Below are 24,713 nucleotides of genomic sequence, written 5' to 3'. Positions count from 1 at the left end.
CCCCGGGCGGATCAGCCGGCCGTCGGGGCCGGGCTCCGCAGTGCGTCGGCGAGTGCCGCGAAGGCTTGCTCGGCGATGGGATCGGAAAGGATCGCGCGGTCCCACACCATGCGCAGCTGCAACTCGGCTCCCTGGGTGACGGAGACCGCGAACGGGCCGCGTACCGCCCTGCCGTCGATATGGACCTCCCGGCCCGTCACCCCGCCCAGGCACAGCGGCGGATGGCGCCGGCTGTCGTCCACGGTGAGCAGGCCGTCGAGCCGGCCGCTCCATCCGGAACCGGCCGCCCGGGCGGCGTGCACCACGGCGTCGAACGGGGTGGCGGCATGGTCCAGGTCGTCCCACCAGGCATCGGCCGTCGCGGACGCGTCCGGCTCCTGCCCGGTCGCGGTCGGGAACACCACGGTGTTCAGGAAGCAGCCCAGCACCGGCGCGGCGCCGGGCGGCCGACCGCCCCACGGGTAGCCCACCGGCACCACATGACCGCTTCCGTACAGTGCCGTCGCGGCCGCACGGCAGGCGTCGAGCAGGTCGGGGAACGGCACCCCGCCGGCGGGTGCGGGCAGCCGCACGGTGGCCGAGCCGCTCGGGAGCGCGCCGGATTGTTGCGGCGCCGACCGCGGCAGCGGGAACCGTTCGCGCACCGCGCGCAGCCGTTCGCCCCAGTACGCCATCGCCTCCGGTGAGCCCGCGCGCTCCTCCGCGGCGAGTTGGAGCAGGACGGCGTCCCGGTAGGCGGTCAGTTCGGCCGCGGCCTCGGCGGGCGAGGGGCCCTCGGCACCGGTGCCCCGGTCGTAGGCGGCGCCGAGTTCGTCGGAAAGCCGGGCCAGCGACCGGCCGTCGCAGGCGAGGTGGTCCAGGACGACGGCGAGCACCTCCTCGGTGCCCTCCGCGTCGTCCGGCACCAGGAACAGCCGCAGTGGTGCGCCCGGTGCGCTCCACCCTTCCAGGGCGCGCCGCAGCACGGTGGCCGCGTCCTCGCCGGGCTCGCACGCGAGCCGGACCACGGGGATCTGCGGCTGCTCCAGACGCAGCGCGGGGGTGCCGCGCACGACGGTGGGCAGGGACCGCAGCACGGGGTGCAGGGCGGCGAGACGGTTCGCGGCCGCCGCGAGGCGCTCCGGATCCACCGTGCCGCGCGGGAAGGCGAAGAACATCGGCACGAGGTCCGGCCGCCCGGCGGGGTCCATGGCACGCACCAGCGCAAAGCGACGCTGGGCACCTGTGACGGGCAGCAGAACGGGAGCCCCCTCCCCGGTGTCGAGTCGCCGGAAGCGGGCCAGATACTGGCTCGTGATGCTGGGCACCGTGATCCTCTGTGTCGTGGCGGACGCGCATCGCCGGAGCGCGATGCGGATGGAACTGCCGAGCAAGGGGGGAGGGGGAAGGGAAGAGCCGGCGGCTGTCGGGGTCAGCCGAGCGAGGCGGCTTCGGCCGCGTCCGCGGAGTCGGGACGGGCGGTGTCCTCGTCCGGGCCGGTGGCGGGCAGGTCCCGCATCCGGCGCAGCGGGGAGAGCAGCAGCGGCAACGGGACGGCCAGGAATCCGGCCGCACACCACGCCAGCGCCGTACGGGCGCCGAAGGCATCGGCCAGCGCACCGCCGGCCAGGGCCCCGAGCGGCAGGGTGCCCCACATCAGGAACCGCAGGGTGGCGTTCATCCGGCCGAGCAGCCGGGGCGGGCACAGGGCCTGACGGAAGCTCACCTGCGCGACGTTGTAGACCACGGCGCCGAAGAAGACCACACCGGAGCCGATCGCGAAGAGCACGGCTCCCGCGCCCCGCCCGGACAGCGGCCACAGCACCGCGAACGGGCCGGTGACCAGGGCGGACAGCCAGATGAGCCGGGCCTGGCCGAGCCGGGCGGCGAGCCGGCCCGCGCACAGCGCGCCGGCCAGCCCGCCCACCGCGGAGGCGGACAGCACCAGGCCGACCGCACCTGGCGCCAGCCCGAGCACCCGGACCAGGAAGACGGACTGGGTGGCCATCAGCGTCGCGGTGAAGAAGTTTCCCAGCCCGGTGGTGAACGCGATCACCCGCAGCAGGCGGTGCCCGAAGACGAACCGCAGCCCCTCGCCGATGTCCTTGCGCAGCGAGGCCCCCGGTACGGGCCGGGGGCGCTCCTCGGGCTGCCTGATGGCCCACAGGAACAGCGCGGAGAGCGCATAACCGGCCGCGTCGGCGGCGATGGCCAGGGCGGCCCCGAGCAGCTGGACGAGACCGCCGCCGAGCCCGGGACCCGCCACCTGTGCCGTGGAACGGATCGTCTCCAGCGCCCCGTTGCCCGAGACCAGCTGGTCCTTGGGCAGCAGCTGGGGCAGGTAGCTCTGGTGGGCCACGTCGAAGAACACCGTGGCCACGCCGGTGATCAGGGCGACGAGGTAGAGCTGCGCCATCGTCAGTACACCGGCGACGCCGGCCAGCGGGATGCTGGCCATCGCCACGGCGCGCACCACATCGGCCCGGATCATCAGCGGCAGCTTGCGCATCCGGTCGACCCACGCTCCTGCCGGCAGCCCGACCAGCAGGAACGCTGCGGTCTCGGCGGCCGTGAGCAACCCCACCTGGAAGGCGGGGGCGTTGAGCTGCAGCACCGCGACGAGCGGCAGGGCGACCAGGGTGACCTGGGCGCCGAGCTGTCCGGCCGCGGCGCCGGCGAGCAGAAGGCGGAAGTCGCGGATGCGCAGCGGACCGCTGGCCGCGGGTCGGGGTATGACGGGCATGCGAAGGACCATCGCTGAACAGACGATCAGCGGTCAAAACCTGATGCACACTTTCGGTCGCTTTTCTTCACGATTTCCCTACCAAGACAGAAAATTCTTCATCAGATCCTGGCGTCCACCGGAGGACCGTCATGTGCCGCACCCACTGTGAGGTGGGAACCTGTCGCACGCGCCGGGCGCAGGGGAGCGGCCGCACACAGAGAGTGACACGTCGAAATCAGACCGAAAACAGTCGCTGATGTCCGTTTATTTGCCCGAAGCGGTCGGTTCACCCGCTATGGCGTGCGACGTGGCAACGCCTGAGGTGAGGCCCGGGGCAGGTGGGTCGGGCCCGGCCCGAGCCGCGCCGCGACGGCGCCGGGCGGGTCAGGCCGGCCCGAGCTCCGCCGCGACGGCGCCGCGCACCAGCTCATGGGCGCGCTCCAGCGTGGTGGTGCCGCTCAGCCAGCGCTCGCTCAACCCCTCGACCAGCGCGGAGAGTCGCTCGGCCGCCGCCTGCGGGTCGGCGCCCGGACCGGCCGTTCCGGCGGCCTGGGCCCGGCGGATCAGATCGGCGAGGTCGTCGGTCCACTCGCGGGTCGCGTCGGCCAGCAACTCCCGCAGATCCGGATCGAAGACGGCGGTGGCCCGCAGCTCACCCCAGGCCGCGCTGTTCTCCCTGACCTTGGGGACGTCCTGGAACTCCAGCAGCAGCATCTCGGTGAGTTGGGTGAGCGGGGCGTCGGAGGTGTCCAGGGCGGCGTCGGTGTAGCGGATCGCGCGCTGGTTGATGAACTCCAGCGTGTGCCGCAGCAGTCCGGCGCGGCCCTTGAAGTGGTAGTAGATCAGCGCGGTCGAGACGCCGGCCTCCGCGGAAACCTCCTCGACGCGCAGCCCGCGCACACCGCGCCGGGCGATCAGCCGGGCGGCGGCTTCGAGGATCTGGGTGGGGCGGTCCGGCATCGAAGGCTCCCGGGTGCGAGGAATCCACTGTGGCTCGGGTCCGATCATGCCTTACGCTGGGTTTGACTAAAATTTCAGTCAGGAGGCTCATCGTGCAGATATCACGACGTCAGACCCTGCAAACGGCAGCCGCCGCCGCGCTCGGCGGCGCGCTGGCCGGCTGCGGCAGCCAGGACGGCGCCCGGTCGGCGCCGCGCACGGACCACGCGGTCACCGCGGCGGCCGCGCGGACGGCCGCCCGCCGGCGGCTGCCCGAGGAGACCCATCCGCACGCCGCGACGTACATGGCCTGGCCCACCCGGCAGATCTGGGGGCCGGCCGCGGCCGGTGTCCGCGACGACATCGCCCGTATCGCACGGGCCATCGCCGAGTTCGAGCCGGTGACCCTGCTGGCCAACGAGCGGGACGTGCCGGCGGCCGGGCGGGCGTGCGGGTCCGGGGTGGAGGTGCTCCCGATTCCGGTGGACGACCTGTGGATGCGCGACAGCGGACCGGTCTTCGTCCTCGGCCCCGACGGGGTCGCCGGCGTCGACCTCAACTTCAACGGCTGGGGCAGCAAGCAGGAGCACGGCCGGGACCGGCACGTCGCCCGCGCGGTCCTCGACCATGAGGACATCAGCAGGATCACGGCGCCGATCACCGCCGAGGGCGGCGGGTTGGAGACCGACGGCCGGGGCACTCTGCTGGCGACCGAGAGCTCCCTCGTCAACGACAACCGCAACCGCGGCAGGTCCCGCGCGGACATCGAGCGGGCGCTCAAGGACCTGTTCGGCGTCACCAGGGTGATCTGGGTGAAGGGCGTCAAGGGCAAGGACATCACGGACTATCACATCGACGCGCTGGCCCGGTTCGCCGAACCGGGCGTCGTCGTCATGAGCACACCGGCCGCCGGCGCCCCCCGGAACGCCTTCACCGCCGCCTACGAACAGGCCCGCACGGTCATCGAGGGGGCCCTCGACGCCCGGGGGAAGCGACTGGAGGTCGTCGAGCTGCCCGAGCCGTCCCACATCGGCCGCCACGGGGACGAGTTCCTGGCCTGCTATGTGAACTACTACGTGGCCAACGGCGCCGTCATCATGCCCTGTTACGGCGACAAGAAGGCCGACAGCAGGGCCGCGGCCACCGTCCGGGACCTCTACCCGGGGCGGAAGGTCGTCCAGCTGCCGCTCGACCACCTCGGCGAGGGCGGCGGCGGTATCCACTGCGCCACCCAGCAACTCCCCGAGGCCGGCTGAAGCCACCGCAGGAGCCCGGCACCGACGGCGCCCCGGCCGGCACGGCTCCGCGGCTCGTGGGCGGCTCCCGGAAGCGCTCCGGCCCGGTCAGCAATGCCGGTCCGGGGCGGTCCGGTCGGTCCGCCACCCCCACGCGGTGAGCATCCCGGGGGAGAGGGCGGCGCCCTCGGGCGAGGCCAGCTCGTGCCGGGCCCGCTCGATCTGTGCCTCGTCCACCCGTCCCGTCGCCAGCATGGCGCCCCGTGCCCGGTCCCAGGTGTCGGCCCAGAAGCGGCTGAGGGGACTGCCCGGCACCAGCGGGGGAGCGTGCAACTCCGCTCCCACCCGGCACAGTCCCTCCTCCTTCAGGAGGTAGGGGTAGCCCGGCACCCAGGAGATGTCCGTGCCGATGGTCTCCCGGAGCGCCTGCCACATCGCGCGCATCACCGTGGTGTACGGGGTGGCCGGCGCGCCCGCGCTCGTCAGGTCCGCGGCGTCGCTCAGCACCAGCACACCATCGGGCGCGACCAGGGAGGCCAGCGTCGCGACCATGCGGCGCCAGCAGCGCAGATGCATCAGGACGAACCGCGCATGGACCAGCTGGAACCGACCGGGATCGAAGTCCGGCGCGGTGATGTCGGCGCTCAGGGCCGACAGCCCGGGTGTGTCCCCGGCGGCGAGGAAGCGGGTGTCGCGGTCCACCGCGAGGACCGACTCGACACCGGCCGAATCCAGCAGCCACCGGGCGAGGGTGCCGGTCCCCGCGCCGACGTCCAGGCAGTGCCAGCCGGGTCCGGCTCCCAGCGCCGTCAACCGGGCGGCGCTCACCTCGTCGTAGGCGAGCGCCCCCAGATCGATGCGGTCGGCCTCGCCGGTCTCCTCCGGGCGGAACAGGCCTTCGCCGTACCGCCCGGGCTCCGTACCCGGCACGTCCCCAGTATGACGGTGCCGGTCAGGGGTTTCCTGCTGTGGTGACCAGCTCCGGTACCGGCTCGGTGTCCGGTGGGACGCGGCGTCGCCGGGCCGCCCGCCGCAGGACCAGCTGGAGGACGACCATCACCACGCCGGTCACCAGCGCGCTGTGCCACAGCAGCGCATCCAGCCGGCCCGCCGAGAGGTAGGCCCCCGCGGCCACCGCCGCCAGTGCGCACACCGCGCGGTCCACGATGCTCTCCACCGACAGCAGAGTGGCCCGCGGCGCCCCCGCCGGGATCGCGTCGTTCACCAGCTTGCGCTGGAGCGGATAGGCGAAGCCGGTGACCGCGGCGAACACACACAGCAGCGCGATCACGGTCCAGGGCCCGCCGAGGGTGCTGCCCGCGAGCGCCGCCGCCATCGCGAGGCTGAGCAGCGACACCCAGGCCACCGGCGACAGCCGTGAACCCAGCCACTGCGGACGGGCCGAGGCCACCGCCTCCGCGACGGTCATCGCGGCCAGCACCCCGCCGTGCGAGCTCTCCGGGATGCCGTGGTCCAGCAGTATCGGCTGGAAGAGATTGACCTGGCAGATACGGGAGAGCGTGAAGACGGCGACCCCCTGCAGCATGATCAGGCCGAGCCACGGGGTGGCCCACACACAGCGCAGCGCCTTGGTGGCCTCGCGCAGGAAGGCGAGCCCGTCGCGCGGTGTCCCCTTGGCGCGGGCCCGGTCGCCCGCACGAGCCGTGGCCTGCCGCGGCAACACCACGGCGCAGACCAGCGATCCCGCCGCGCTCGCCGCACTGAGGACGTACGGCGCGGGATGCGCCAGCGCCATCAGCGGACCGACCAGCGGCCAGCACAGCACCTTCGCCGCCAGCCCCAGGGCCCGCGCCTGCCCCTCGGCCTTCAGGTAGTGCTCCCCGGCGCCCTCGGCCGCCAGGCCGTCGTACAGATAGGCGCTGGCGGCGCCGGAGGTCAGCGAGCGGCCGGCCGCGATCGCCAGGAAGTGCACCAGAAATCCGGCATAGCTGGGGGAGAGGACCGGGGCCAGGTTCGCCGCGGTCATCACCACCGCACCGGCCCGCAGACAGTTGCGGGCGCCGATACGGTCGGCCACCATCCCGGTCGGGATCTCGAAGAGGCAGAACGCGACGTAGTAGATGCTCTGGATGCCGAAGATCTGCCCGTCGTTCAGGCCCGCCTCGCGCTGGTAGGCGTAGAAGACCGGCATCCACCACAAGAGGTTGAACAGCAGCTGGAAGCCGTTGTTGAGCCCGATGATCCGGCGGGCCCGCGGGGTCAGGGGCGGACTGCCGGCCCGGGGCCCACGGGCACGTCGCAGACCGGAGAAGTAGCCGCTCACAGGGCGTAGGGGCGGATCTGGACCAGGCGGAAGTCCCCCTGATCGGTCATCAGCCACTCGATGTCCAGCGGATGGTCCACATCGGCGTCGCTGAAGTGGGACTGGAGCAGCCGTCCGGCCAGGGCCAGCTGTGCCAGCCGGTCCCGGGTGCCGTCGGGCAGGTCCCGGCCGGTCGAGCCCAGAGCGACGGTGCGGCCGCCGCCCTCGACGGTGTTGTACAGGTACTGCAGCGGCAGCGTCGTGCCGTCGACGACCGTCTCCGGCGAGCCGGGGGAGCAGTTGAGGTAGACGTTGCGGAAGTCCTCGCGCCGGGTCGGATTGCAGGTCACCAGGACACCGCCGAGATCCGCCGGCACGTACTGCTGGATGATCACGCCCATGTAGGTGTCGTCGAGGGAGATGCCCGCCTGATGGCGCAGCCGCACACTGCGCGGCGACAGCAGCGAGGCCCACACCTGCCGGACCGCGTCGAGGAGTTCCTCCGCCCCGTGGACGGTGGTGATCGAGTCGTAGACCCCGGCCGCGGAGAACCCGGGCAGGTCCTCGGCGTTGGAGGACGAGCGGATCACCAGTCGGCTGCCGGCGGCGGGGCCGTCGGGCAGCGCCAGGGTGATCTGCCGGGTCACGTCCTCGGGCATGGGGGTGTTGCGGATGAGGTGCTGCAAATGCAGGCAGAGCGAGTCCAGCACGTCGACGGCGTCGAGTTCGAGGGCCATCTTGAGCTTGCCGAGGCCCTGTTGCACGGCCGGCGAGGACGTCAGAAAGCGGTGCTGGAGGGCGAAGGGGAGCGCGATCCCCTGAGGCGCCGCGATCACCTCGCTCACGAAGTCGGCCGCAGCCGCCCGCAGTTCACCGTCCACCGTCGTCCCGGGGACGCCGAGGCGGGCCGCGAGGTGGCCGTAGAGGTGGGCGCGCGGCGGCCGCGGCTGCCCGTAGAAGGCGGTGAGGTCGGCGCTGCGGCTGTCGAGAACGTGGTGGAGCTCGCCGAGGTTGGCGGCCTTGGTGCCGTACCGGTCGTGGTCGGCGCGGCGCAGCCGGTGCAGGGCCAGCGCGGGGACGTCCTCCAGGAGCGGCGGTTCCATCCGGATGCGCTGCTGGTGCCAGGTCGGGGCGTCCAGGGCCGGGGCATGGGCCAGCGGGACCAGGCTGATCTCGTCGTCCTGCACCCGATAGCGGACCCAGGCGCCGTCCAGACCGTCCTTCTCGACGAGCCGGTCCAGGTCGCGGACGATCGCGTTGGGGATGCCCCAGCCGGAGGCCAGCACATTGGTGTGCGACAGCGGGGTACCGGGCGCGGTGTTGAGGAACCCCGCCACCCGCGGCACGTCGTCCGGCAGACAGGGCATGGCCACGATGTCGGACCAGCCGAGTTCGCCGGCCACGGCCGCGTACTCCTCCGGGGTCCGGAAGTAGCGCAGCCGGCCGACGGCCTCGCCGACGTTGAGCGGCGTGCGGGTGCGGTTGCCGAAGAGCTCGTGCCCCAGGATCCGGGGCACCCGTACGTCGCTGATCGCGGCGAGTTCGTGCTCCTGCCCGTGGTTCGCCGGCTTCAGCAGCAGCGGCAGCCGGCCGTCGACCCGGTGGCGGACGAAGGTGTAGAACTCCTCCAGCAGCAGGCCGTTCATGGTGTCGGCCTCGGTCGTCTCCAGCACGAGGAACGGCCGCTCCCGGCCCTCGGTGTCCTCGTCGCTGTGCAGGGAGAGCACGCCCAGCAGGAACCGCCGTGCGGGATCCATGTAGACCGAGGCGTTGAAGGCGTCCAGCCCGGAGTCCAGGTCCGCCAGGTCCATCCCGAGCACCCGGGTGGCGATGTAGTTGACGTGGAAGGGGTGGACGGCGGTGTCGAGCAGATGCCAGGTGTTCTCGGTGCGGTCCACCACGACCTTGAGGTAGGGGTGGCCGGCCAGGACGCCGGAGAGGGTGCGGAACAGCGGCAGCGAGAGGTTCTCACCGATGACGGTGCGGTCGGTGACGGGCCCCGGTGCGCCCGAGGGCAGGAGGGTGGTGGTCATGACTGCACCTCCATGATGCCGTCCGTGGGCAGGACCTGCGGCAGGACCTGGGGCAGGGCGTCCACCAGGGTCCGGAAGTCGCGGAGCACGGTCTCCGGGTCGGTGGCGGACAGCAGACACAGCGCCGCCATGGTGTTGGCGCCCGCGGCCGGGTCGTACACCGGCACCGGGGCCCCGTCCGGCAGCGAGTTCTCCGCGACCACGGACAGATGGCTGCCGACGCTGAGCGGCACGGCGTCCCGCACCGTCGGGAAGTCCCAGACCCGTTGGTCCGGCCAGGCCGCACCGGCGCCGTCGACGGCCAGGACGACCAGCGAGCCGGCCGCGCCGCGCGCCTCCTGCGGGGTGCGGACCTCGGCGGGCCAGGAGACGGGACGCCCCAGCAGGTGGTCGGTGAGCATCCCGATGAGGTCCAGGCCGAAGACCTCCTCGATCTGCGGCACGGTCATCGCCCCGCCGAACCGGGCCGCCGTCTCGATCACCCACATCTGCCCGTCCGCCCCGAGCTTGATCTCGGTGTGCGTCCCGCAGGTGTGCAGCCCCAGCGCGTCGACGGCCTCGCGGGCCAGGTCCACGATGCGCCGCTGGGCGTCGTCCGGCAGCGCCGCGGGGGTGATGCCGGCGCGCTCGGTGAACGGCTCCACCGTCGGCATCCGCCCGCTGAGACAGACCGGGCGGAACTCGCCGTCCACGACGACCCCTTCGACACTGACGTAGTCGCCCCAGCCCTCCTGGTCGAACCAGTCCGCCGCGGTGCCCGGCACGATCTCCTCCACGAGGAAGTCCGCCCCGGCGCCGGCGACATGGAGCTCGGCATACCCCAACTGCGCCGATTCGGCCATCACCTCCCGTGCCCGCTCCCAGGCCGCCGGCACCTCCTCGGGCGTGCGCAGGGTGCGGTGCGCGGTGGAACCGGCGCTCCAGGCGGCCTTCAGCAACAGCGGGAAACGCAGCGCGCCGGCCGCGTCCCGCAGATCCCCCTCCGTGGCGACGGGCCGGAACCGGGGCTGGGATATGCCCCGCTCCTCCCAGGTGCGCCGCATCATCCGCTTGTCGCGGGCGAGGGCACAGGAGGTGCCCGCTCCGGCGAGGCCGAGCTTCTCGCAGGCCTCGGCGACCGCGACGACCGCGTACTCGGAGAACGTGACGACCGCGTCCGCGCCGACGGCCTGGGCCCGGGAGACGATCAGGGACACCAGATCGCGCCGCTCCGCTTCGGAGGGGCTCAGCAACGAGGCGCACAGCCGGTCCACCGACGCGGCCACGGTGGGCGGGAGCGCGCTGAGCGCCAGCAGGTGCACTGCCGACCGTGCGGCGACCCGTGACAGGGCATACCCCAAGGGCGGTCCACCCTTGGCATATACGAACAGCACCTTGCTCACTGAAATCCGACTCCTCTTCATTTGCAAACGGGCAGGAACCATCGGCGGCTGAAGGCGCCCGGACCACGTTGTCCGCACGCCGCCTCCAAGCGAAGCAGCCGTGCGGGACCTGGTTCCCCGGATCGGGCCACAACCGCTCAGGCAAACGCCAGAGTTGCGGATATGGTCAATTCGTCGTGAAGGTTCCGTGATGCCGTAAGGCGGCCGATGTGGCACACCGTTGCCCGGCCACCGCGAGATCGGCCGAGAACCAGGCATGCCACACAACGCTGAGGGATACGCATGGCGATGACGCGCCGTGCGCATCCGTTGAACTCTTCCTTGCAGAGGGGCCCGTCGTGGACGAGACCAGTCTGAAATCGCTGCTCGAAAACCTTCCGGTGTCCTGGTGGGAAGCCGACCGCGAATTACGGGTGATCGACAGCGGCGGTGGGGCCTTCGATGACACCAGTACCGCCCAGCGCTTTCTCGACACCGTGCGCAAAGAGCTCCCCGAGCCCGCCGCACCCCCTGGAACAAGCCATTGGCAGGCCCAGTTCGACGGCCGCCTCTTCGACGTGAACTGGCCCCTCGGCGTGCCCCGGCAGGGCCGCTCCCGCGGGCTGGCCGTCGAGGTCGGTCCGCGTCCGGCCGACCCCCGCCGCTACGACGCCTTCGCCGACCTCGCCCCCGCCGCGGCCTTCATCCGTGACGCCAACGGGCGCTATCTCTGGACCAACCACGCCTACGCCCACGTCTACGGCACCACACCGGAACACATCATCGGCAGGTCCGTCACCGACGTCGACGGCCCCGACGACGCGGCGCAGGTCCTCGCCCTGGACCGGGAGGTGCTCGCCCGCGGCAAACCGGTCCGGCACACCCTCACCTACCACCGCTTCGACGGCGGCAGCGGGCAGGCGGCGGGCCATCGCTTCCCCGTCCTGGAAGCCGGCCAGACCTGTGTCGCCGGCATCTACATCGACATCAGCGACTACACCCGCGCCCTGCACCAGCGCCGCGAGGCCGAGGAGAATCTGCATGCGCTGCGCGATCACAGCGGACTGCCCTGCGCCCTGATATCGGCGGGCGGACGCATCCGGCAGGCCAGCGCGGCAGCCGCCGAACTGCTGCAGACCCGGCTCTCGGACCTCGTCGGCCGCCGGGCGCACACGGTGCTGGCGCCCGCCCCGGAATTAACGGGGCTGCGGCGCAGCTGGCACGATCTGATCGCGCGCCGCAGCCGACGGATCCAGACCTCCGCCCTCTTCGTGGACGCCCGTGGGCGCCAGCGCCGGGCCCGGCTGCATCTCACGTCGGTGGGCTGGAGCGCGGACCGGGCCAGAAGCGTCTGGGCGGTCGTCACCCACCAGGGCATCGCACACGAGGCCCGCGCTCCGCTGACGGCCACTCAGATACGCCTGCTGTCCCTGCTGGCCGCCGGCCACAGCAACGCGGAGATCGCCACCTCCTTGCACCTCTCCCGGCAGACCGTCGACTACCACCTCAGCCGGCTGCGGGACCTGCTGGACGCCCCGACCAGACCCGCTCTCGTCGCGCGCGCCTATGTCCTGGGCATCCTCGCCCCGCAGACCTGGCCACCCCGCTCGGCGACGGCCTGCCATCCGCACAGCGTCACCTGACGGGCGCACCGGGCGGCCAAAGGCGGTCCCCCCGGACCCGCGCGGACGGCCGCACGAGGTGTTGGGCCACCCGGCTGATTGTGGGCGGCGGGCGTTTTGTTCCCGCGGGTTGAACGACGTTCCGGGACGCCGACGGCAGCACCATACGTCTGGCACCGGACGGACGCGGAGGCGAGGAGCGACGTGAGAAGCATCGTGCAGGCAGGAACCATCGTCGGGGCATGCGGGCTGATGATGTTCGGCGGCGGGGCGGCGCACGCCGCGACCATCCCGGGCGACTCACTGCTCTCGGCCGTGGCGGACGCCGATCTCGGCACCGTCACCGGCATGGTCAACGGGGTGGTCTGCAACAACCGCCTCGGCCAGATCCACTACAGGTCGCCGGTGTTCGCCTCGCCCCACGCCTGTGTCAACGGGCCCGTACACAGCGGCAACAGCCTGCACAGCGGCAACTTCATCAACCACGGGAACCCGAACAACAGCGGCAATCTCTCCAACACGAACGGCTCCACCAACAGCGCCGACTCCACATCGGGCGCCGCGACGGGCAGCAACAACAACGTGCAGCGGGTCATCGGAGGCTTGTTCGGCCACCACTGACCCGGATGCGGCGCCGACGGACCGCACCGTCCGGAGCGGCCGCACGCGTGCCCGGCGACGTCTGCCGGGCACGCGCCATTACGGCGGCTGCCCCCACGAGCCCCGGACGACACGGAGCCCGTGGGGGTTCAGCGCGCGGTCACAGCTTCTGCTCTCCGTCGCTCCCGAGGTGCTGCTGGTTGTTGCCGCTCTTCGTCGCGGTTCCGGTCGTGCCGCCCGTGTCGGAGTTGGTGTTGGCGTTGGTGTTCGTGGGGCTGCCGCTGTTGCTGACCGTGCCGGCGACATGCACGTTCTGCGCCTTCCTGGGGTTCCCGCTGAGCACCGGCCCGTTGATACAGAATCTGGCCCGGTGGCCGCAGTGGAACTTGGCGTCGAAGCGGGCGACGGTGGTGCTGTGGGAGACCCCGTCGCCGCCGGACGCGGCCCAGGCCGGGGCCCCGCCGGCGGCCAGGAGCAGACCGCAGGCTCCTGCGATCACGGTGTGGACGCGTGCCGTGTTCTTCACTGTGTGCTCCTGCACCTCATGGGTGGTACCCGGGGATCTTGCTATCCCGGATGCCCCGAACCACCAGGGCCGAGCAACCTCCGTCACCGGTATTCACCCTGTCCGATGAGAGGATTCACCGTGACGGCCCTCAGGGCCCGCCCGGAGAATCGGGGCCGGGGGCCGACGTCACCACAGCGTCGGCCCCCGGCCCTTCCCCCTCCCCGGGGCACCTCCAACTGACCTGCCACCGACGGCATCTGACGAACCGTCGGATCAGATGGAGGAGACTATGCGCGGCCGGCGACCGCCTCCGCGAGGGCGAGGATCCGGCGGGCCTCCTCGACGTGCAGGTTCTCGATCAGCCGGCCGTCGACGGTGACCACCCCGCGTCCCTCGCGGGTGGCCTCCTCGAACGCGTCGATGATCCGCTGCGCGCGGGCGACCTGCTCCGACGACGGGGCGAACACCCGGTTGCACGGTGCGACCTGCGACGGGTGGATCAGCGTCTTCCCGTCGAAGCCGAACTGTCGCCCCTGCACACACTCGGCCTCGAAGCCCTCGGCGTCCTTCACATCGTTGTAGACGCCGTCCAGGATCACCTTGCCGCTCTCCCGCGCCGCCAGCAGCGCCAGCGACAGCCCGGTCAGCAGCGGAGCCCGGCCGGGGACGTGCTCGGCGTGCAGCTCCTTGGCCAGGTCGTTGGTGCCCATCACCAGGACGGTGAGCCGTTCGCTCGCGGCGGCCACCGCACGGGCGTCCAGCATCGCGCGCGGCGTCTCGACCATGGCCCAGATCGCCGTACGGTCCGGGGCGCCGGCGGCCTCCAGCGCACGCTCGACGGCGCGCACGGTGTCGGCGGACTCCACCTTGGGCACGACCACCGCGTCCGGACCGGCCTCGGCGGCGGCCCGCAGATCGTCGTCGTGCCAGGCGGTGCCCGGTGCGTTGACCCGGATCGTCACCTCGCGGAAGCCGTACTCCCCCGAGGCCGCGGCGGCCGCCACCCGCTTGCGGGCCTCGGCCTTCGCATCGGGGGCGACGGCGTCCTCCAGGTCGAGGATGAGTGCGTCGGCGGGGAGGGACTTGGCCTTCTCCAGGGCGCGTTCATTGGCGCCGGGCATGTAGAGCACGGAGCGGCGCGGTCGCAGGATCGCGTCGGACATGGGTATTACTCCTCGTTCTGCCGGGATTCGGCCGCCGCGTAGGCGTCACGCAGTTCGGGGTCGCGGGCGGCGAGAGCCTCCGCGAGCTCGACGACCACCTGGCACTGCTTGTACGTCGCGTCGTCCTGCATCTTGCCGTCGATCATCACCGCGCCGGTGCCGTCGCCCATGGCCTCGATGACCTTGCGGGCCCAGGCGACGTCGGCGGGTGCGGGTGAGAAGACCTTCTTGGCGATGCCGATCTGCACCGGGTGCAGGCTCCAGGCGCCGACACAGCCGAGCAGGAAGGCGTTGCGGAACTGGTCCTCGCAGGCCGTGATGTCCTTGATGTCACCGAACGGCCCGTAGTACGGCAGGATGCCGTGCGCCGCACAGGCGTCGACCATGCGCGCCAGCGTGTAGTGCCACAGGTCCTGCTGGAAGGTGGCCCGCGGGGCGGCGCCGTCCGTGCCGTGCGGGTCCTCGCGGACCAGATAGCCGGGGTGGCCGCCGCCGACCCGGGTGGTCTTCATCCGGCGGCTGGCGGCAAGGTCGGCGGGGCCGAGCGAAATGCCCTGCATCCGGGGGCTGGCGCCGGCGATCTCCTCGACGTTGGCGACCCCGGTCGCGGTCTCCAGGATGGCGTGCACCAGGATCGGCCGCCGGACCTGCGCCTTCGCCTCCAGCTGGGCGAGCAGCCGGTCGACGTAGTGGATGTCCTCGGCGCCCTCCACCTTCGGCACCATGATGACGTCCAGCTTGTCGCCGATCTCGGTGACCAGCGTCAGCAGGTCGTCCAGCGCCCACGGCGAGTCCAGGCTGTTGATCCGGGTCCACAGCTGGGTGTCGCCGAAGTCCGTGGCCTTGGCGATCTTCACCAGGCCCGACCTGGCCGCCTCCTTGCGGTCGGCGGCGACCGCGTCCTCCAGGTTGCCCAGCAGAACGTCCACGGTGGGCGCGATGGACGGCACCTTCGCGGCCATCTTCTCGTTGCCCGGGTCGAAGAAGTGGATCATCCGGGACGGCCGGAACGGTACCTCGCGTACCGGTGTCGGCGCCCCGACGGCCAGCGGGCGGAAGAAATCCTTCGGAGAGCGCATGCAGTCTCCCTGGTCGGCTCACAGGACGGGCCGCCACCGGGTGCCCGGCGGCGCCATTCGGGCCTCACTCTAGGCCCGCACGACGCAAACGCTACTGGCCAGTACGTGTGCCGTTGATCACCGTCGGCGATCGGGGTGCTCGGGCGCGTCGGGGCCGCTTCGGTGCGTACCGGGGCGGGCCGGGCGCCGGCTCTTCGAGCCGGCCCCTACCCGCCCCGGGACGCTCAGGGCCCCACGCAGTCGACGAACCGCACCCGGTCGCCCGAGCCGGCGATGAAGTCCTGCTGGGGGTGATTGCGCAAGCGGCACATGTCGTAGCGCGCCCGGGGACCCGCTCCGCCGGTGCCGTCCGGCTCGTAGGAGTGCTGCCCGGACAGCTGGCACGAGTCGTAGCGCACCAGTGGGCCCTGCCCGCCGATGCGGTAGCGATGGGGGCGGCTGTCCTGGGCGAACGGCTTGAAGGCGTTCGCGGTGTCGTCACAGTCGTTGAAGTGCACCGTTCCGCTGTCCCAGGCGCAGTCGATCACGACGGTGTCCGGGGTGCGCACCTCGAAGCGGATGTCCTCGGCGTGGAAGCGCTGGACGGAGTCGTGGTGCGGACCGCGCGGGAAACGGAAGAAGGTGCTGGTGCGTCCGTAGTCGGGGGAGTGCTCGGGGCGGCTGCCGGTGACGATGTAGGAGCCGCCGCGGCAGGTGATGGAGCCGCCGTAGGGGAACTCCAGGAAGTTGCCCCAGGAGTACTCGACCTTCATGTCGTTGAACCAGTAGTTGAGGAACTGGTCCTGCTGCGTGCGGCTCAGCGAGTTCTGCGACAGCCCGGAGTACAGGAACGCCTTGCGGTACGCGCCGCCCACCCGGCAGGCGTCCCAGCGCATCTCCGAGTTGGTGTTGCTGCCGTCGAGCGCGACCCCGTAGGTCCACTCGCCGGTCCACTCGCACTCGGTGAAGCGGTAGTCCTGCGCCTGACCGGTCGAGTACGAGTAGAAGAACGAGGCGCCGGGGGTGCCGCAGGCGAAGCCGAGCTGCTCGAACATCACATTGGCCCAGCTGTCCTCGTTGCGGCACAGATAGGCGTCCTCGGCCCGGTGCGGCGCGAAGATCAGCTGGGTCATGCGCTTGCCGGCCCCGCGGAACCGTAAGCCGTTGGCCTTGAGCTTTCCCCGCTGGGCGTTGAGCAGTGCGTTGGGCGCACGGATGAGGTAGGTGCCGGCCGGTACGTCGATCACCGTCCGGCCGATGTGGTCCCACACCCGGCCGGCCGCGTAGGCGTACGCCCGGGCGAACGCGTGGCTGTCGTCGGTGCGTCCGTCACCCTTGGCGCCGCAGTCCGCCACCACATCGACAACGTCCCTGCCCTTGGGCTTGTGGCCGGTGACCACGGGCGCCTCGGCGTCGTCGGAGGTCTGCCGGCCGGCAGGCGCCGTATCGCACCCGGCCAGGGTGCCGGCCAGTGCGGCGGCCGTGCCCGCCAGCAGTGTCCGGCGGGTGGCGCCACCGGTTGACGGGGAGGTCCTGCCTGCCATGATGTTGCTCCTTCGGGGGTCCATTCATCAGGTGGGGATATGAGCCAGTTCGGATATGCGATCAGACAGCTGTCGGCGGCCCAGAAATCCGCGAAGGGGGTGTCCCTGTACTCGCGTTATGTGAACCGGCCGGCCGGCCGGATACTGGCCGCCGCGGGCTACGGTATGAAACTGACGCCGAATCAAGTCACCATGATCAGCGGGGCTTTCACCTTCGCCGGCGTGGTCATGATTGCGGTGCTGCGCCCCTCGCCCGCGGTGGCCCTCGGCATTTTCGCGGCGCTGGTCATCGGATTCGCGCTCGATTCCGCCGATGGACAGCTGGCCCGGCTGACCGGAACCGGAAGTGCCGCGGGGGAGTGGCTGGACCACGTGGTCGACTGCGCGAAGATGCTGGCCCTCCACATGGCTGTACTTCTCTCGTTCTACCGCTACTTCGGATTCGCCGACCCTCGGTATCTGTTCCTTCCCATCGCGTTCCAGTTCACCGCGGTGCTGGTCTTCTTCGGCGGCATTCTCACCGAACAGCTCAAGCGCGCCGAGCGGTTGCGGAACCCGGCGGGCCCACCGGCGCCCGCGGCACCGGCCTCCACACTGCGTTCGGTCGCCCTGCTCCCGGTCGACTACGGCGTCTTCTGCGCGGTGTTCCTGCTGTTCGGCAGCCGGGATGTGTTCGTGGCGCTGTACAGCGTGCTGCTCGCCGCCCATGTGCTCTTCATGGTGGCGTTCCTGGTCAAGTGGTACCGCGAATTGTCCGCCCCCGGCCGCTGACGGGCCGGGACGGACGCTCCACCGGGCGGCCGGCCGATGCGCCGGCCCGGACGATGTGCCGGGCCGACGCGTCAGCTCACGCCGAATCCGCGAGCCCGTCAAGCACCTTGCGCAACAAGGAACTTGATGTGTGCACGGTGTAGGGGAAATAGATCACATCGACCCCGACCGTCGCGAAGTCCCGTTCGAGCTTGTCGCCCTTGGCCGTGCCCCGCCAGTCGTCGCCCTTGAAAATGACGTCGAACCGCACCTGCTGCCAGGTCTCCAATTTGTCGGGCACCGTCTCGACGAACGCCGCGTCCACGAACCGGACACTGCGTACTATCTCCAGCCGCTCGGTGAGCGGAATGACCGGTGCCTTTCCCTTGGCCTGGGCCGCCATTTCGTCCGAGACCACACCGGCCACCAGATAGTCGCACTGGCTTTTGGCGTGCCGGAGAATATTCAGGTGCCCGACGTGGAAAAGGTCGTAGACCCCGGGCGCATAACCTACTCGGTGTGGCATTTACCCCCCACTCGGCACACGGTCAGTTGCTCGCCGTCACATAGACCGGGCCGTTGCGTCCCGAGACATTGGTGCCGTCGGTGACCTCGATCGAGTAACGGTGCCGGGTCCCCGGCTCCACGGTGTCCGTGTAGCTCATGTCGGGCCGGTTCCAGTACCGCGAGTCCTGGCTGACCGAGGTGAGATACGCACCGTCACGGTAGATCTTGTAGGTCAGGACGCCGTTGTCCCGGTCCCACGAGGCCTTCCACTTCAGCGTGATCTTCCCCCGGGACCCGCTTGCGCCGCTGAGCAGCGGCACCTGCGGCGCCCCCGTGTCCGGGCTCGCCGCGAACCGGGTCAGGCCCTGCTGCGGGGCGTCGTTGACCGTGGTGAACTCGCCGCCCGCCCACAGGATGCCGTCCGCCATGGTCATCGTCCGCGGGCCGATCTGCTCGCCGATCCCGTCATTGGTGTCCGGGAACCACGGCAGGATCGTTTTGTCCGAGATCGACTGCGCCAGGAAGTGCTGGCGGTTGTTGATGTCGGTGAATCCGCCCGGGGTGTTGGAGCAGTCGTGCGCGTGCGAGCCGCTGTAAAGGACGCCCTTGTACGGCAGCACGGTCTGGGTGGCGCCCAGACAGGTGTCCTTCCAGAGCTGCGCGCCGTCCGACAGCCGGCCGGCGATCCGGCCGTCGAAGACCCCGCCGCCGGTGCCCTCGGCGCCCACATAGAAGTTGGTGCCGTCGTTGGCGAGCGCCTTGACCGCCGAGCGGTTGGGGATCCAGCCGGTGAAGGAGTCGACGACCCTGCCGCTGGTGGCATCGAGCCCGGCCAGCGCGTGCACGCCCCACAGGCTGCCGTTCACCGAGGTGAACCGGCCGCCGATGATGACCTTGTTGAGCTTGGGCACGACCGTGAGGGCGTTGACCGCCGGTGTCGGGTCGTTGGAGACCGACGAACCGCGGATCGTCGCCTTGAACGGCAGCAGCGTGCCGTTCGGCCGCAGCGCGGCCACCCGCTCGCGGGTCTGCCCCTGGACCGTGCCGAACCCGCCGCCGATGTACACCGAGTCGGGCGTGACGTCGATGGCGCGTACGGTCGAGCTGACCGTCGGTTTCCAGTCCGCACCGATGGTGCAGTCGGCGGTGTTGAGGGTGGCGGTGTTGGACCGGCCCACCCCTCCGGCCTTCCCGAACGAGCCCCCGATGTAGATCATCGAGTCGTCGGGTGAAGCCTTCATGGCCCGGATCGTGCCCGTCCCGCCGGTGAACGCCGGGGCGCACGGCAGCGGGTCACCCGTCTTGGCGTCGAACGCCGCGAAGTTGGTGCGGGCGAGGTCATGGGTGCCGGGGGCGGCGCCCGGCGGCCGGATGTGGCTGAAGGTGCCGCCCACGTAGACGATGCCCTTGGCATAGGCCATGGACCACACGATGCCGTCGGTCTGCCAGGTGCTCAGCGGATCGGCGGTCAGGGTGGTCTCGCCGGTGGCCTGAGCGGGACCGGCGGCAAGCGCTGCCGACGCGGTGCCCAACACCGCGGCGGCGAGCAAGAGATGGGCTGATTTGTTTCTTGGGCGCACAGGTCCCCCCTGGAAGCATGGCGCGATTGGAATTGTCAGGATAGGAAGCGGGAACCAGACGCGTTCTGTGCGGAAATGGTCCCAGTGTTCATCGCGAGTTTTCCGAGCCGCGCTTGCGTAGCGCGCCGAAGAACTCCCCTACCCCCAGCGGCAAACGATAGCGCCAGACGGCCGCGCCGAAAGCCCCAATGGCTAAAACAATTCCCAAGAGGGCACCCGGAACGCGGTCCCCGCAAAACGTCCGCATGGCGAACACCGGGAGCGCCACCGCCACCAGAGTGATCACAGCGGCGCACACATACCCCCGGTCGACGGTGCGAAAGCCCAGCCGGTAGCGGGCCAGCAGCGCCGAGGCACCGTTGTCCACCACGATCGCCAGCCCCCAGGAGACCGCCGCCCCCAGCACCCCGTACCGCGGCACCAGCCATACGCCGCTGCCCAGTTGGACCACGAACGCGGCGCCGGCGACCACCAGATTCCAGACACTCCGTCCGGCCATCAGGATGACCGTCTGCGCATTGCCGACACCCACGTTGACCAGGCAGGCCACCGCCAGCGCCAGCAGCCCCGGCGCGCCGTCGGCGAAGCCCGGGCCGAACAGCGACAGCACGGTCCCCGGGAACGCCGCCAGGATCACGAATACGGGCCAGGAAAAGAGCGCGATCCAGCGGGTCGACAACCGGTGCAGCCGATGCGCCCCGTGCGCGTCGCCGCCCGCGAGCAGCCGGCTGATCTGGGGCGCCACCGCCAGCCGGATCGCCAGCTGGAGCAGCGTCCCGGCGGTGATCAGCCGCCCGATCGCCGTATAGATACCGGCCTCGGTGCCGGTGCCCAGCACCGACAGCAGGATCACGCCGATCCACACCGCGGTGATGTCGAAGACCGAGGACACCGCCCGCGGCCCGGCGAAGGACCAGAACTCCCGGGTCTGCGACGGCGGCAGGCCCGTGCCCGGATGCGTACGACGGGAGCGGCGCAGCGACACCCAGGCCGCCACCGCCCCCAGCACCCCGGGCGCCAGCCAGGCCGCGGACAGCCCCGCCACGCTCGGTGCGAGCAGGACCAGCGGCACCGCGAGCAGAACCCGCAGCGCCGGTTTGCCGATCTGCTCCACGCCCACGAACGGCACCACCGAGCCGTACCCCCGGGTGGCCCCGAGCAGCACCAGTGCCACCGTCGTCACCGGCAGGAAGGCCGCGAACAGCCGTAGTACCGCGGCGGCTTGACCCGGGTCCAGATCGGGCAGCAGCCAGCCGGCCAGGCCGGGGGAGCACAGCAGTACCGCCGCCCCCGCACCGCTCGCCAGCAGCGTGGGCCAGACCGCGGTCCGCAGCAGGGCCGGCACGCCGGCGCCCCCGCTGAGTTCCAGGTCCCGGGAGACGAAGCGGACCAGGGCGGTATCGGCCCCCAGCTTCAGCGCATTGCTGAGTATGGTGAAGGCGGCGACACCTGTGAAGACGGCGCCGGCTCCGCGGGCCCCGAGCCCATGGGTGACGACGGCGACGAGGACGAACCCGAACAGGGCGTTCGCGGCCGAGCCCGCCAGGCCGAACAGGCTGCCGCGGGCCGTGGTGGTGACACCCCGTCCGGCGTCCGCGGTCCGCCCGGGGGCCGGTGGCGCCGGCGGGCCGACGGCCGTCACCTGTGGAGCGAGGTGGTGTCGGCGTCGGTGGGCGCACCAGCGGCCGGAGCCGGGCCGGTGCGGGGCGGCGGGCCGGGCAGCGACGGCGGGGTCACCACGACGGCCCGCGGACGGCTCCGGCCGCGTTTGCGATGGGTCGGCCCGCCGTCCGAGAGCCGGCGCAGCGAGGGCCCGTGGCTGCCCTTGTCCAGGACGGCACCCAGGATGTGGCCGCCGGCCCCGGTGATCAGCTCCCACACCCGGTCCAGATCGTCCCGGCGGACCTCGTTGAGATCGCAGACCACCACCACGCCCGCCGCCTGCTTGGCGACGGCCAGCCCGTCCGCGTGCGCGAGCAGCGGACCGGTGACGACCACGACGTGCTCATTCGGGCCGGACGGCGCGTTCAGCAGCCGGGCGAACTCCGGGGCGGACAGCGCCCGCGCCGGGTTGGGCACCTCCCGGCCGGGCAGCAGGTCGAAGCGCCCGTCGACGCCCGCGTCCACCGCGAGCCGCTCGCCGTCCGCCCAGCTGCCCGGCACCGGCCGGCCGTGGCCCGGGTGCACCGGCAGCCGCCGGGCGAGGTCGGGGGTGCGCAGATCGGCCTCGACCAGCAGGATGTCGTTGCCGATCTCGGCGAACGCACCGGCCAGGTTGACCGCGACCGACACGGCATCGGCGTTCTCCCGGGGCGCGACGATCAAAAGGCTGCCACGCCCGGCGAAGCGCTGGTCGTGCGCCAGCCGGAAGGCGATGGTGCGGTAGGCCTCCGCGCGGTTGCCCCGGCCGGCCCGGCCGACCTCCAGGACGTCCGAGCCGCCCTGCCGGCGCGGCAGAATACCCAGCACCGGTGCCCGCAGATTGTCCTGCACGTCCGCCACCGACCGGACCCGCGGCTCCAGCACCGACCGCACCCAGGCCGCCAGGATGCCCAGCACCAGACCGATCACCGCTCCGGTCAGCAGCAGCATGGCCAGCCCGGGACTCGACGGGAAGGCCGGCGGATCGCCCTTGCGGACGATGTCGCCGGGCGTGGTGTCCAGGGACTTGAGACTGGAGATCCGCCCCTGCAGATCCGCTATCTCCGACACCAGATTGCTGCGCTCGGACTCGTCGGTGGCCCGCCCCGCTCCGCCACCGGCGTTCGCGATCCGCCGGTCCAGCACCTTGCGCTGATCCTGAAGGGGCTTCAGCTCGTCGCCGAGTTTGCTGACGGTCTTGTCGATCCGCTGGGACGCGGCGTCCTGCCGGTAGTCGAGATACGCCTGCACAAAGGCGTTGACCAGCGCGGAGGCCCGGTCCGCCGAGTCCGCGCTGTACTCGAACATCAGGGTCTGGGTCTCGGGCGGATTGCTCACCCGCAGATCACGCTGGAGCGCCGCCGGATCGGAGTGGATCCCCAGCCTCTTCGCCGCCTTGGCCGCGACCGAGGCGCTCTGTGCGATCTGCCGCTCGGTGCCCATGCTGATCTGCTTGTCCGCCGAGACACCGCCGGCCTCGAAGGGCGCCGTACTGATCGCATGCACCACGACCTCGCCGGTCGCCGTGTACGTCGAGCCGCCGAGCACGGACACGGCGGCCCCGCCGAGCATGCCCAGCACCAGCCCGAGCACCAGCAAAGCGCGATACCGGAAGAGCTGGCGCAACTGGTCACGGATCTGGTCCGGCTCCTCCGCGGGCTCGTCGAAGACGCTCACGTACGTGCTCCTCCTGTGGTGAGGGACAAGGCGTCGCGCTGCGCCCGGGGCGCCGGTGCGCTCGCGGACGGTGCCGCGGACGGCGGCAGGGCCGGCCGTCGCGCCTTACGGGTGATCAGAAGTGGGATGCACACCAGCAGCGCCAGCGGCCCCACGATGGCCATGAGACTGCCGCGCAGCAACACCAGCTGGTAGAAGCCGAACGCCGGGACCAGCAGCGCCGCGAGGGTGCCGCGGCGCCGCCGCAGCCGGTGCCGGAGGTCGTCGATGCGCCGTCCCACCGCGCCGATCAGACCGAAGACGGCGATGACCGACGGGAACCCCGCCCACATGTACGTCTCGATCCACAGCGGCGCGGAGAGGTTCTGGAAGGTGTAGCCCGCGTGCCGGGCGAGCAGGATCCCCGCGTCGTCGGGCTTGCCGGGCCATGCGGCGCGCGGCACGAAGAAGAGCGGGGGGCCCAGCGCCGCCGTCGGGGTGAAGCCGTGGGTACGGACGTAGTCCACCCCCGTTTCGATCTGCTGGAAGGCGTCGTAGTCGCCGTTGGAGGTGAACTGCTCGGCGAGCGAGACCACATGGACCGGCTCCCGCTTGTCGTAGCGGAAGTAGTCGCTGTACGGGAAGACCACCAGCACCACCGCCGCCACGGCCGCCGCCCCGAGGCGGAAGGCCCGCGGCCCGCGCAGCCAGGACGCGCTGAAGACCAGCGCCAGCAGCACCGTCCCGGCCCAGAAACGCGGTTGGCTGATGGGGTTGTTGACGGTGGCGTTCACCGCGATCAGCAGGGGCAGCAGCAGCCACCGTAACCCGCGCAGCGTCCGGTCACCGGCGGTGAACCGCGGGACGTGCACCAGCGCCACCAGCGCCCAGAACGCCGGCACCGACAGCGCCCAGGCCGCCATCGCCCGGTCCGCCGACGCGGCCGGTTCCGACGCTGCCGCCGCCTCGTTGGCCGCCTGCCGGCTGAGGAAGAACGCCGACAACCCGCCCTGACCGGGGATCAGCACGACGGCCAGCAGCAGCGCCAGACCGCACAGCAGCAGCACCCGCGCCGGCGACAGCCGCCGGGCGAGAAGCGGTTCGAGGACCGTGGAGGTACGCGACGACCGCCACGACGCCACCGCGGCACCGGCGCTGTAGGCGAGCAGCCCCGACTCCACCACCAGCGTGGTCACGAACGCGGACTGCGCATCGACCATGAACCCGCGCGGATACGCGTCCGTCGCGAGCATGGCCAACGGCGCGAGCCCCAGCCACACATACGCGAAGAGCCAGAAGCCGAAGCCGATCACCCGGGCCCGGACATCCGTCAGGACCCGGGCCAGCGCCCCACCCGTGTGCACCACCACCACGCACTGCACGGCGAGCGCGGCGCCGAAGCGGGCGTCCAGTGACTGCAGGATCAGCACCGGAAGCAGCACCACCAACAGCAGCGCCCAGCAGCCCAGCGCGGCGATGCCGCGAACCGGCCGGGCGGTACCCCACTTCCCGGGCATCATCGGCCCACCTCCCCCCAACTCCCCACCAG

At 71.5% G+C, this 24,713-nt stretch carries 20 protein-coding genes; 4 read left to right on the top strand and 16 right to left on the bottom strand.

Going from position 1 to position 24,713, the window contains the following annotated elements:
* Positions 1–11: 11 nt before the first annotated feature.
* From EST54_RS06925 to EST54_RS06915, 3 genes are all read right to left on the bottom strand, one after another.
* Complete coding sequence (locus EST54_RS06925) at positions 12–1,307, bottom strand: condensation domain-containing protein (RefSeq protein ID WP_129246068.1); 1,296 nt, start codon at positions 1,305–1,307, stop codon at positions 12–14.
* 104 nt (positions 1,308–1,411) lie between these two features.
* A complete protein-coding gene (locus EST54_RS06920; protein ID WP_239012481.1) occupies positions 1,412–2,722 on the bottom strand; it encodes an MFS transporter in 1,311 nt (436 codons plus the stop codon).
* 366 nt (positions 2,723–3,088) lie between these two features.
* Positions 3,089–3,664: a TetR/AcrR family transcriptional regulator gene (locus EST54_RS06915; RefSeq protein WP_129246064.1), complete on the bottom strand. Its 576-nt coding sequence runs from the start codon at positions 3,662–3,664 to the stop codon at positions 3,089–3,091.
* Between the two features lie 92 nt (positions 3,665–3,756).
* On the opposite strand from EST54_RS06915, the gene EST54_RS06910 reads away from it, so the two are divergent.
* Positions 3,757–4,899, top strand: a complete 1,143-nt coding sequence (locus EST54_RS06910; RefSeq protein WP_129246062.1) for an agmatine deiminase family protein — start codon at positions 3,757–3,759, stop codon at positions 4,897–4,899.
* Positions 4,900–4,986: 87 nt separating this feature from the next.
* Here EST54_RS06910 and EST54_RS06905 read toward each other — a convergent pair whose 3' ends face one another.
* Genes EST54_RS06905 through EST54_RS06890 form a run of 4 tightly spaced genes read right to left on the bottom strand, consistent with a single transcriptional unit; the run spans position 4,987 to position 10,556 of the window.
* A complete protein-coding gene (locus EST54_RS06905) occupies positions 4,987–5,808 on the bottom strand; it encodes a class I SAM-dependent methyltransferase (RefSeq protein ID WP_129246060.1) in 822 nt (273 codons plus the stop codon).
* Positions 5,809–5,830: 22 nt separating this feature from the next.
* Positions 5,831–7,162 (bottom strand): MFS transporter, encoded by a 1,332-nt coding sequence (locus tag EST54_RS06900; protein ID WP_129246059.1) that lies wholly within the window; start codon positions 7,160–7,162, stop codon positions 5,831–5,833.
* A complete protein-coding gene (locus EST54_RS06895; RefSeq protein WP_129246057.1) occupies positions 7,159–9,174 on the bottom strand; it encodes a PEP/pyruvate-binding domain-containing protein in 2,016 nt (671 codons plus the stop codon). Before EST54_RS06895 ends, EST54_RS06900 begins: the two co-directional genes overlap by 4 nt.
* On the bottom strand, positions 9,171–10,556 hold the full coding sequence (locus EST54_RS06890) for an ATP-grasp domain-containing protein (RefSeq protein ID WP_129246055.1): 1,386 nt from the start codon (positions 10,554–10,556) through the stop codon (positions 9,171–9,173). Before EST54_RS06890 ends, EST54_RS06895 begins: the two co-directional genes overlap by 4 nt.
* Before the next feature lie 338 nt (positions 10,557–10,894).
* Between EST54_RS06890 and EST54_RS06885 the strand changes: the two genes are divergently transcribed.
* Together EST54_RS06885 and EST54_RS06880 are read left to right on the top strand one after the other, a co-directional pair.
* The gene (locus tag EST54_RS06885) at positions 10,895–12,178 is read left to right on the top strand and encodes a helix-turn-helix transcriptional regulator (RefSeq protein WP_129246053.1); all 1,284 of its coding nucleotides are present in this window, start codon (positions 10,895–10,897) and stop codon (positions 12,176–12,178) included.
* Positions 12,179–12,373: 195 nt separating this feature from the next.
* Entirely contained in the window at positions 12,374–12,778 is a 405-nt protein-coding gene (locus tag EST54_RS06880; RefSeq protein WP_129246119.1) for a hypothetical protein, read from the top strand.
* Positions 12,779–12,917: 139 nt separating this feature from the next.
* On the opposite strand, the gene EST54_RS06875 is transcribed toward EST54_RS06880, so the two are convergent.
* From EST54_RS06875 to EST54_RS06860, 4 genes are all read right to left on the bottom strand, one after another.
* Positions 12,918–13,283: a hypothetical protein gene (locus tag EST54_RS06875; RefSeq protein ID WP_129246051.1), complete on the bottom strand. Its 366-nt coding sequence runs from the start codon at positions 13,281–13,283 to the stop codon at positions 12,918–12,920.
* A 269-nt stretch (positions 13,284–13,552) separates the two neighbouring features.
* Positions 13,553–14,428 carry an HpcH/HpaI aldolase/citrate lyase family protein gene (locus EST54_RS06870; RefSeq protein WP_129246049.1) on the bottom strand — a complete coding sequence of 292 codons (876 nt, stop codon included), beginning with the start codon at positions 14,426–14,428 and terminating at the stop codon, positions 13,553–13,555.
* A 5-nt stretch (positions 14,429–14,433) separates the two neighbouring features.
* A complete protein-coding gene (locus tag EST54_RS06865; RefSeq protein WP_129246047.1) occupies positions 14,434–15,507 on the bottom strand; it encodes an HpcH/HpaI aldolase/citrate lyase family protein in 1,074 nt (357 codons plus the stop codon).
* 224 nt (positions 15,508–15,731) lie between these two features.
* Positions 15,732–17,030: a glycosyl hydrolase family 28-related protein gene (locus tag EST54_RS06860; protein ID WP_239012483.1), complete on the bottom strand. Its 1,299-nt coding sequence runs from the start codon at positions 17,028–17,030 to the stop codon at positions 15,732–15,734.
* A gap of 39 nt (positions 17,031–17,069) precedes the next feature.
* Between EST54_RS06860 and EST54_RS06855 the strand changes: the two genes are divergently transcribed.
* Positions 17,070–17,801, top strand: a complete 732-nt coding sequence (locus EST54_RS06855; RefSeq protein WP_129246045.1) for a CDP-alcohol phosphatidyltransferase family protein — start codon at positions 17,070–17,072, stop codon at positions 17,799–17,801.
* A gap of 76 nt (positions 17,802–17,877) precedes the next feature.
* Here the strand turns inward: EST54_RS06855 and EST54_RS06850 are convergent, their stop codons facing one another.
* The 5 genes from EST54_RS06850 to EST54_RS06830 all read right to left on the bottom strand — a co-directional run bounded on the left by EST54_RS06850 (position 17,878) and on the right by EST54_RS06830 (position 24,681).
* Positions 17,878–18,306 carry an adenylyltransferase/cytidyltransferase family protein gene (locus EST54_RS06850; RefSeq protein WP_129246044.1) on the bottom strand — a complete coding sequence of 143 codons (429 nt, stop codon included), beginning with the start codon at positions 18,304–18,306 and terminating at the stop codon, positions 17,878–17,880.
* Between the two features lie 22 nt (positions 18,307–18,328).
* Positions 18,329–19,867 carry a fibronectin type III domain-containing protein gene (locus EST54_RS06845; protein ID WP_244942458.1) on the bottom strand — a complete coding sequence of 513 codons (1,539 nt, stop codon included), beginning with the start codon at positions 19,865–19,867 and terminating at the stop codon, positions 18,329–18,331.
* Positions 19,868–19,955: 88 nt separating this feature from the next.
* Entirely contained in the window at positions 19,956–21,509 is a 1,554-nt protein-coding gene (locus tag EST54_RS06840; protein ID WP_129246042.1) for an oligosaccharide flippase family protein, read from the bottom strand.
* Positions 21,506–23,185, bottom strand: a complete 1,680-nt coding sequence (locus tag EST54_RS06835) for a polysaccharide biosynthesis tyrosine autokinase (RefSeq protein ID WP_129246039.1) — start codon at positions 23,183–23,185, stop codon at positions 21,506–21,508. Before EST54_RS06835 ends, EST54_RS06840 begins: the two co-directional genes overlap by 4 nt.
* Entirely contained in the window at positions 23,182–24,681 is a 1,500-nt protein-coding gene (locus EST54_RS06830) for a hypothetical protein (RefSeq protein WP_244942457.1), read from the bottom strand. The genes EST54_RS06835 and EST54_RS06830 overlap by 4 nt, the downstream gene beginning before the upstream one ends.
* Positions 24,682–24,713 lie beyond the last annotated feature (32 nt).

Origin of the sequence: Streptomyces sioyaensis (genome assembly GCF_004122735.1) — a bacterium.
Classification (GTDB): domain Bacteria; phylum Actinomycetota; class Actinomycetes; order Streptomycetales; family Streptomycetaceae; genus Streptomyces; species Streptomyces sioyaensis.
The sequence above is the reverse complement of the archived record's forward strand: the minus strand, read 5'-3'. Positions and strand labels throughout refer to the sequence as shown.

Bases quoted from the DNA above. Each gene is read 5' to 3' on its own strand.
- EST54_RS06850 (WP_129246044.1), bottom strand. From the start codon at position 18,306: ATGCCACACCGAGTAGGTTATGCGCCCGGGGTCTACGACCTTTTCCAC.
- EST54_RS06920 (WP_239012481.1), bottom strand. From the start codon at position 2,722: ATGCCCGTCATACCCCGACCCGCGGCCAGCGGTCCGCTGCGCATCCGC.
- EST54_RS06870 (WP_129246049.1), bottom strand. From the start codon at position 14,428: ATGTCCGACGCGATCCTGCGACCGCGCCGCTCCGTGCTCTACATGCCC.
- EST54_RS06915 (WP_129246064.1), bottom strand. From the start codon at position 3,664: ATGCCGGACCGCCCCACCCAGATCCTCGAAGCCGCCGCCCGGCTGATC.
- EST54_RS06830 (WP_244942457.1), bottom strand. From the start codon at position 24,681: ATGCCCGGGAAGTGGGGTACCGCCCGGCCGGTTCGCGGCATCGCCGCG.
- EST54_RS06895 (WP_129246057.1), bottom strand. From the start codon at position 9,174: ATGACCACCACCCTCCTGCCCTCGGGCGCACCGGGGCCCGTCACCGAC.
- EST54_RS06855 (WP_129246045.1), top strand. From the start codon at position 17,070: ATGAGCCAGTTCGGATATGCGATCAGACAGCTGTCGGCGGCCCAGAAA.
- EST54_RS06860 (WP_239012483.1), bottom strand. From the start codon at position 17,030: ATGGCAGGCAGGACCTCCCCGTCAACCGGTGGCGCCACCCGCCGGACA.
- EST54_RS06865 (WP_129246047.1), bottom strand. From the start codon at position 15,507: ATGCGCTCTCCGAAGGATTTCTTCCGCCCGCTGGCCGTCGGGGCGCCG.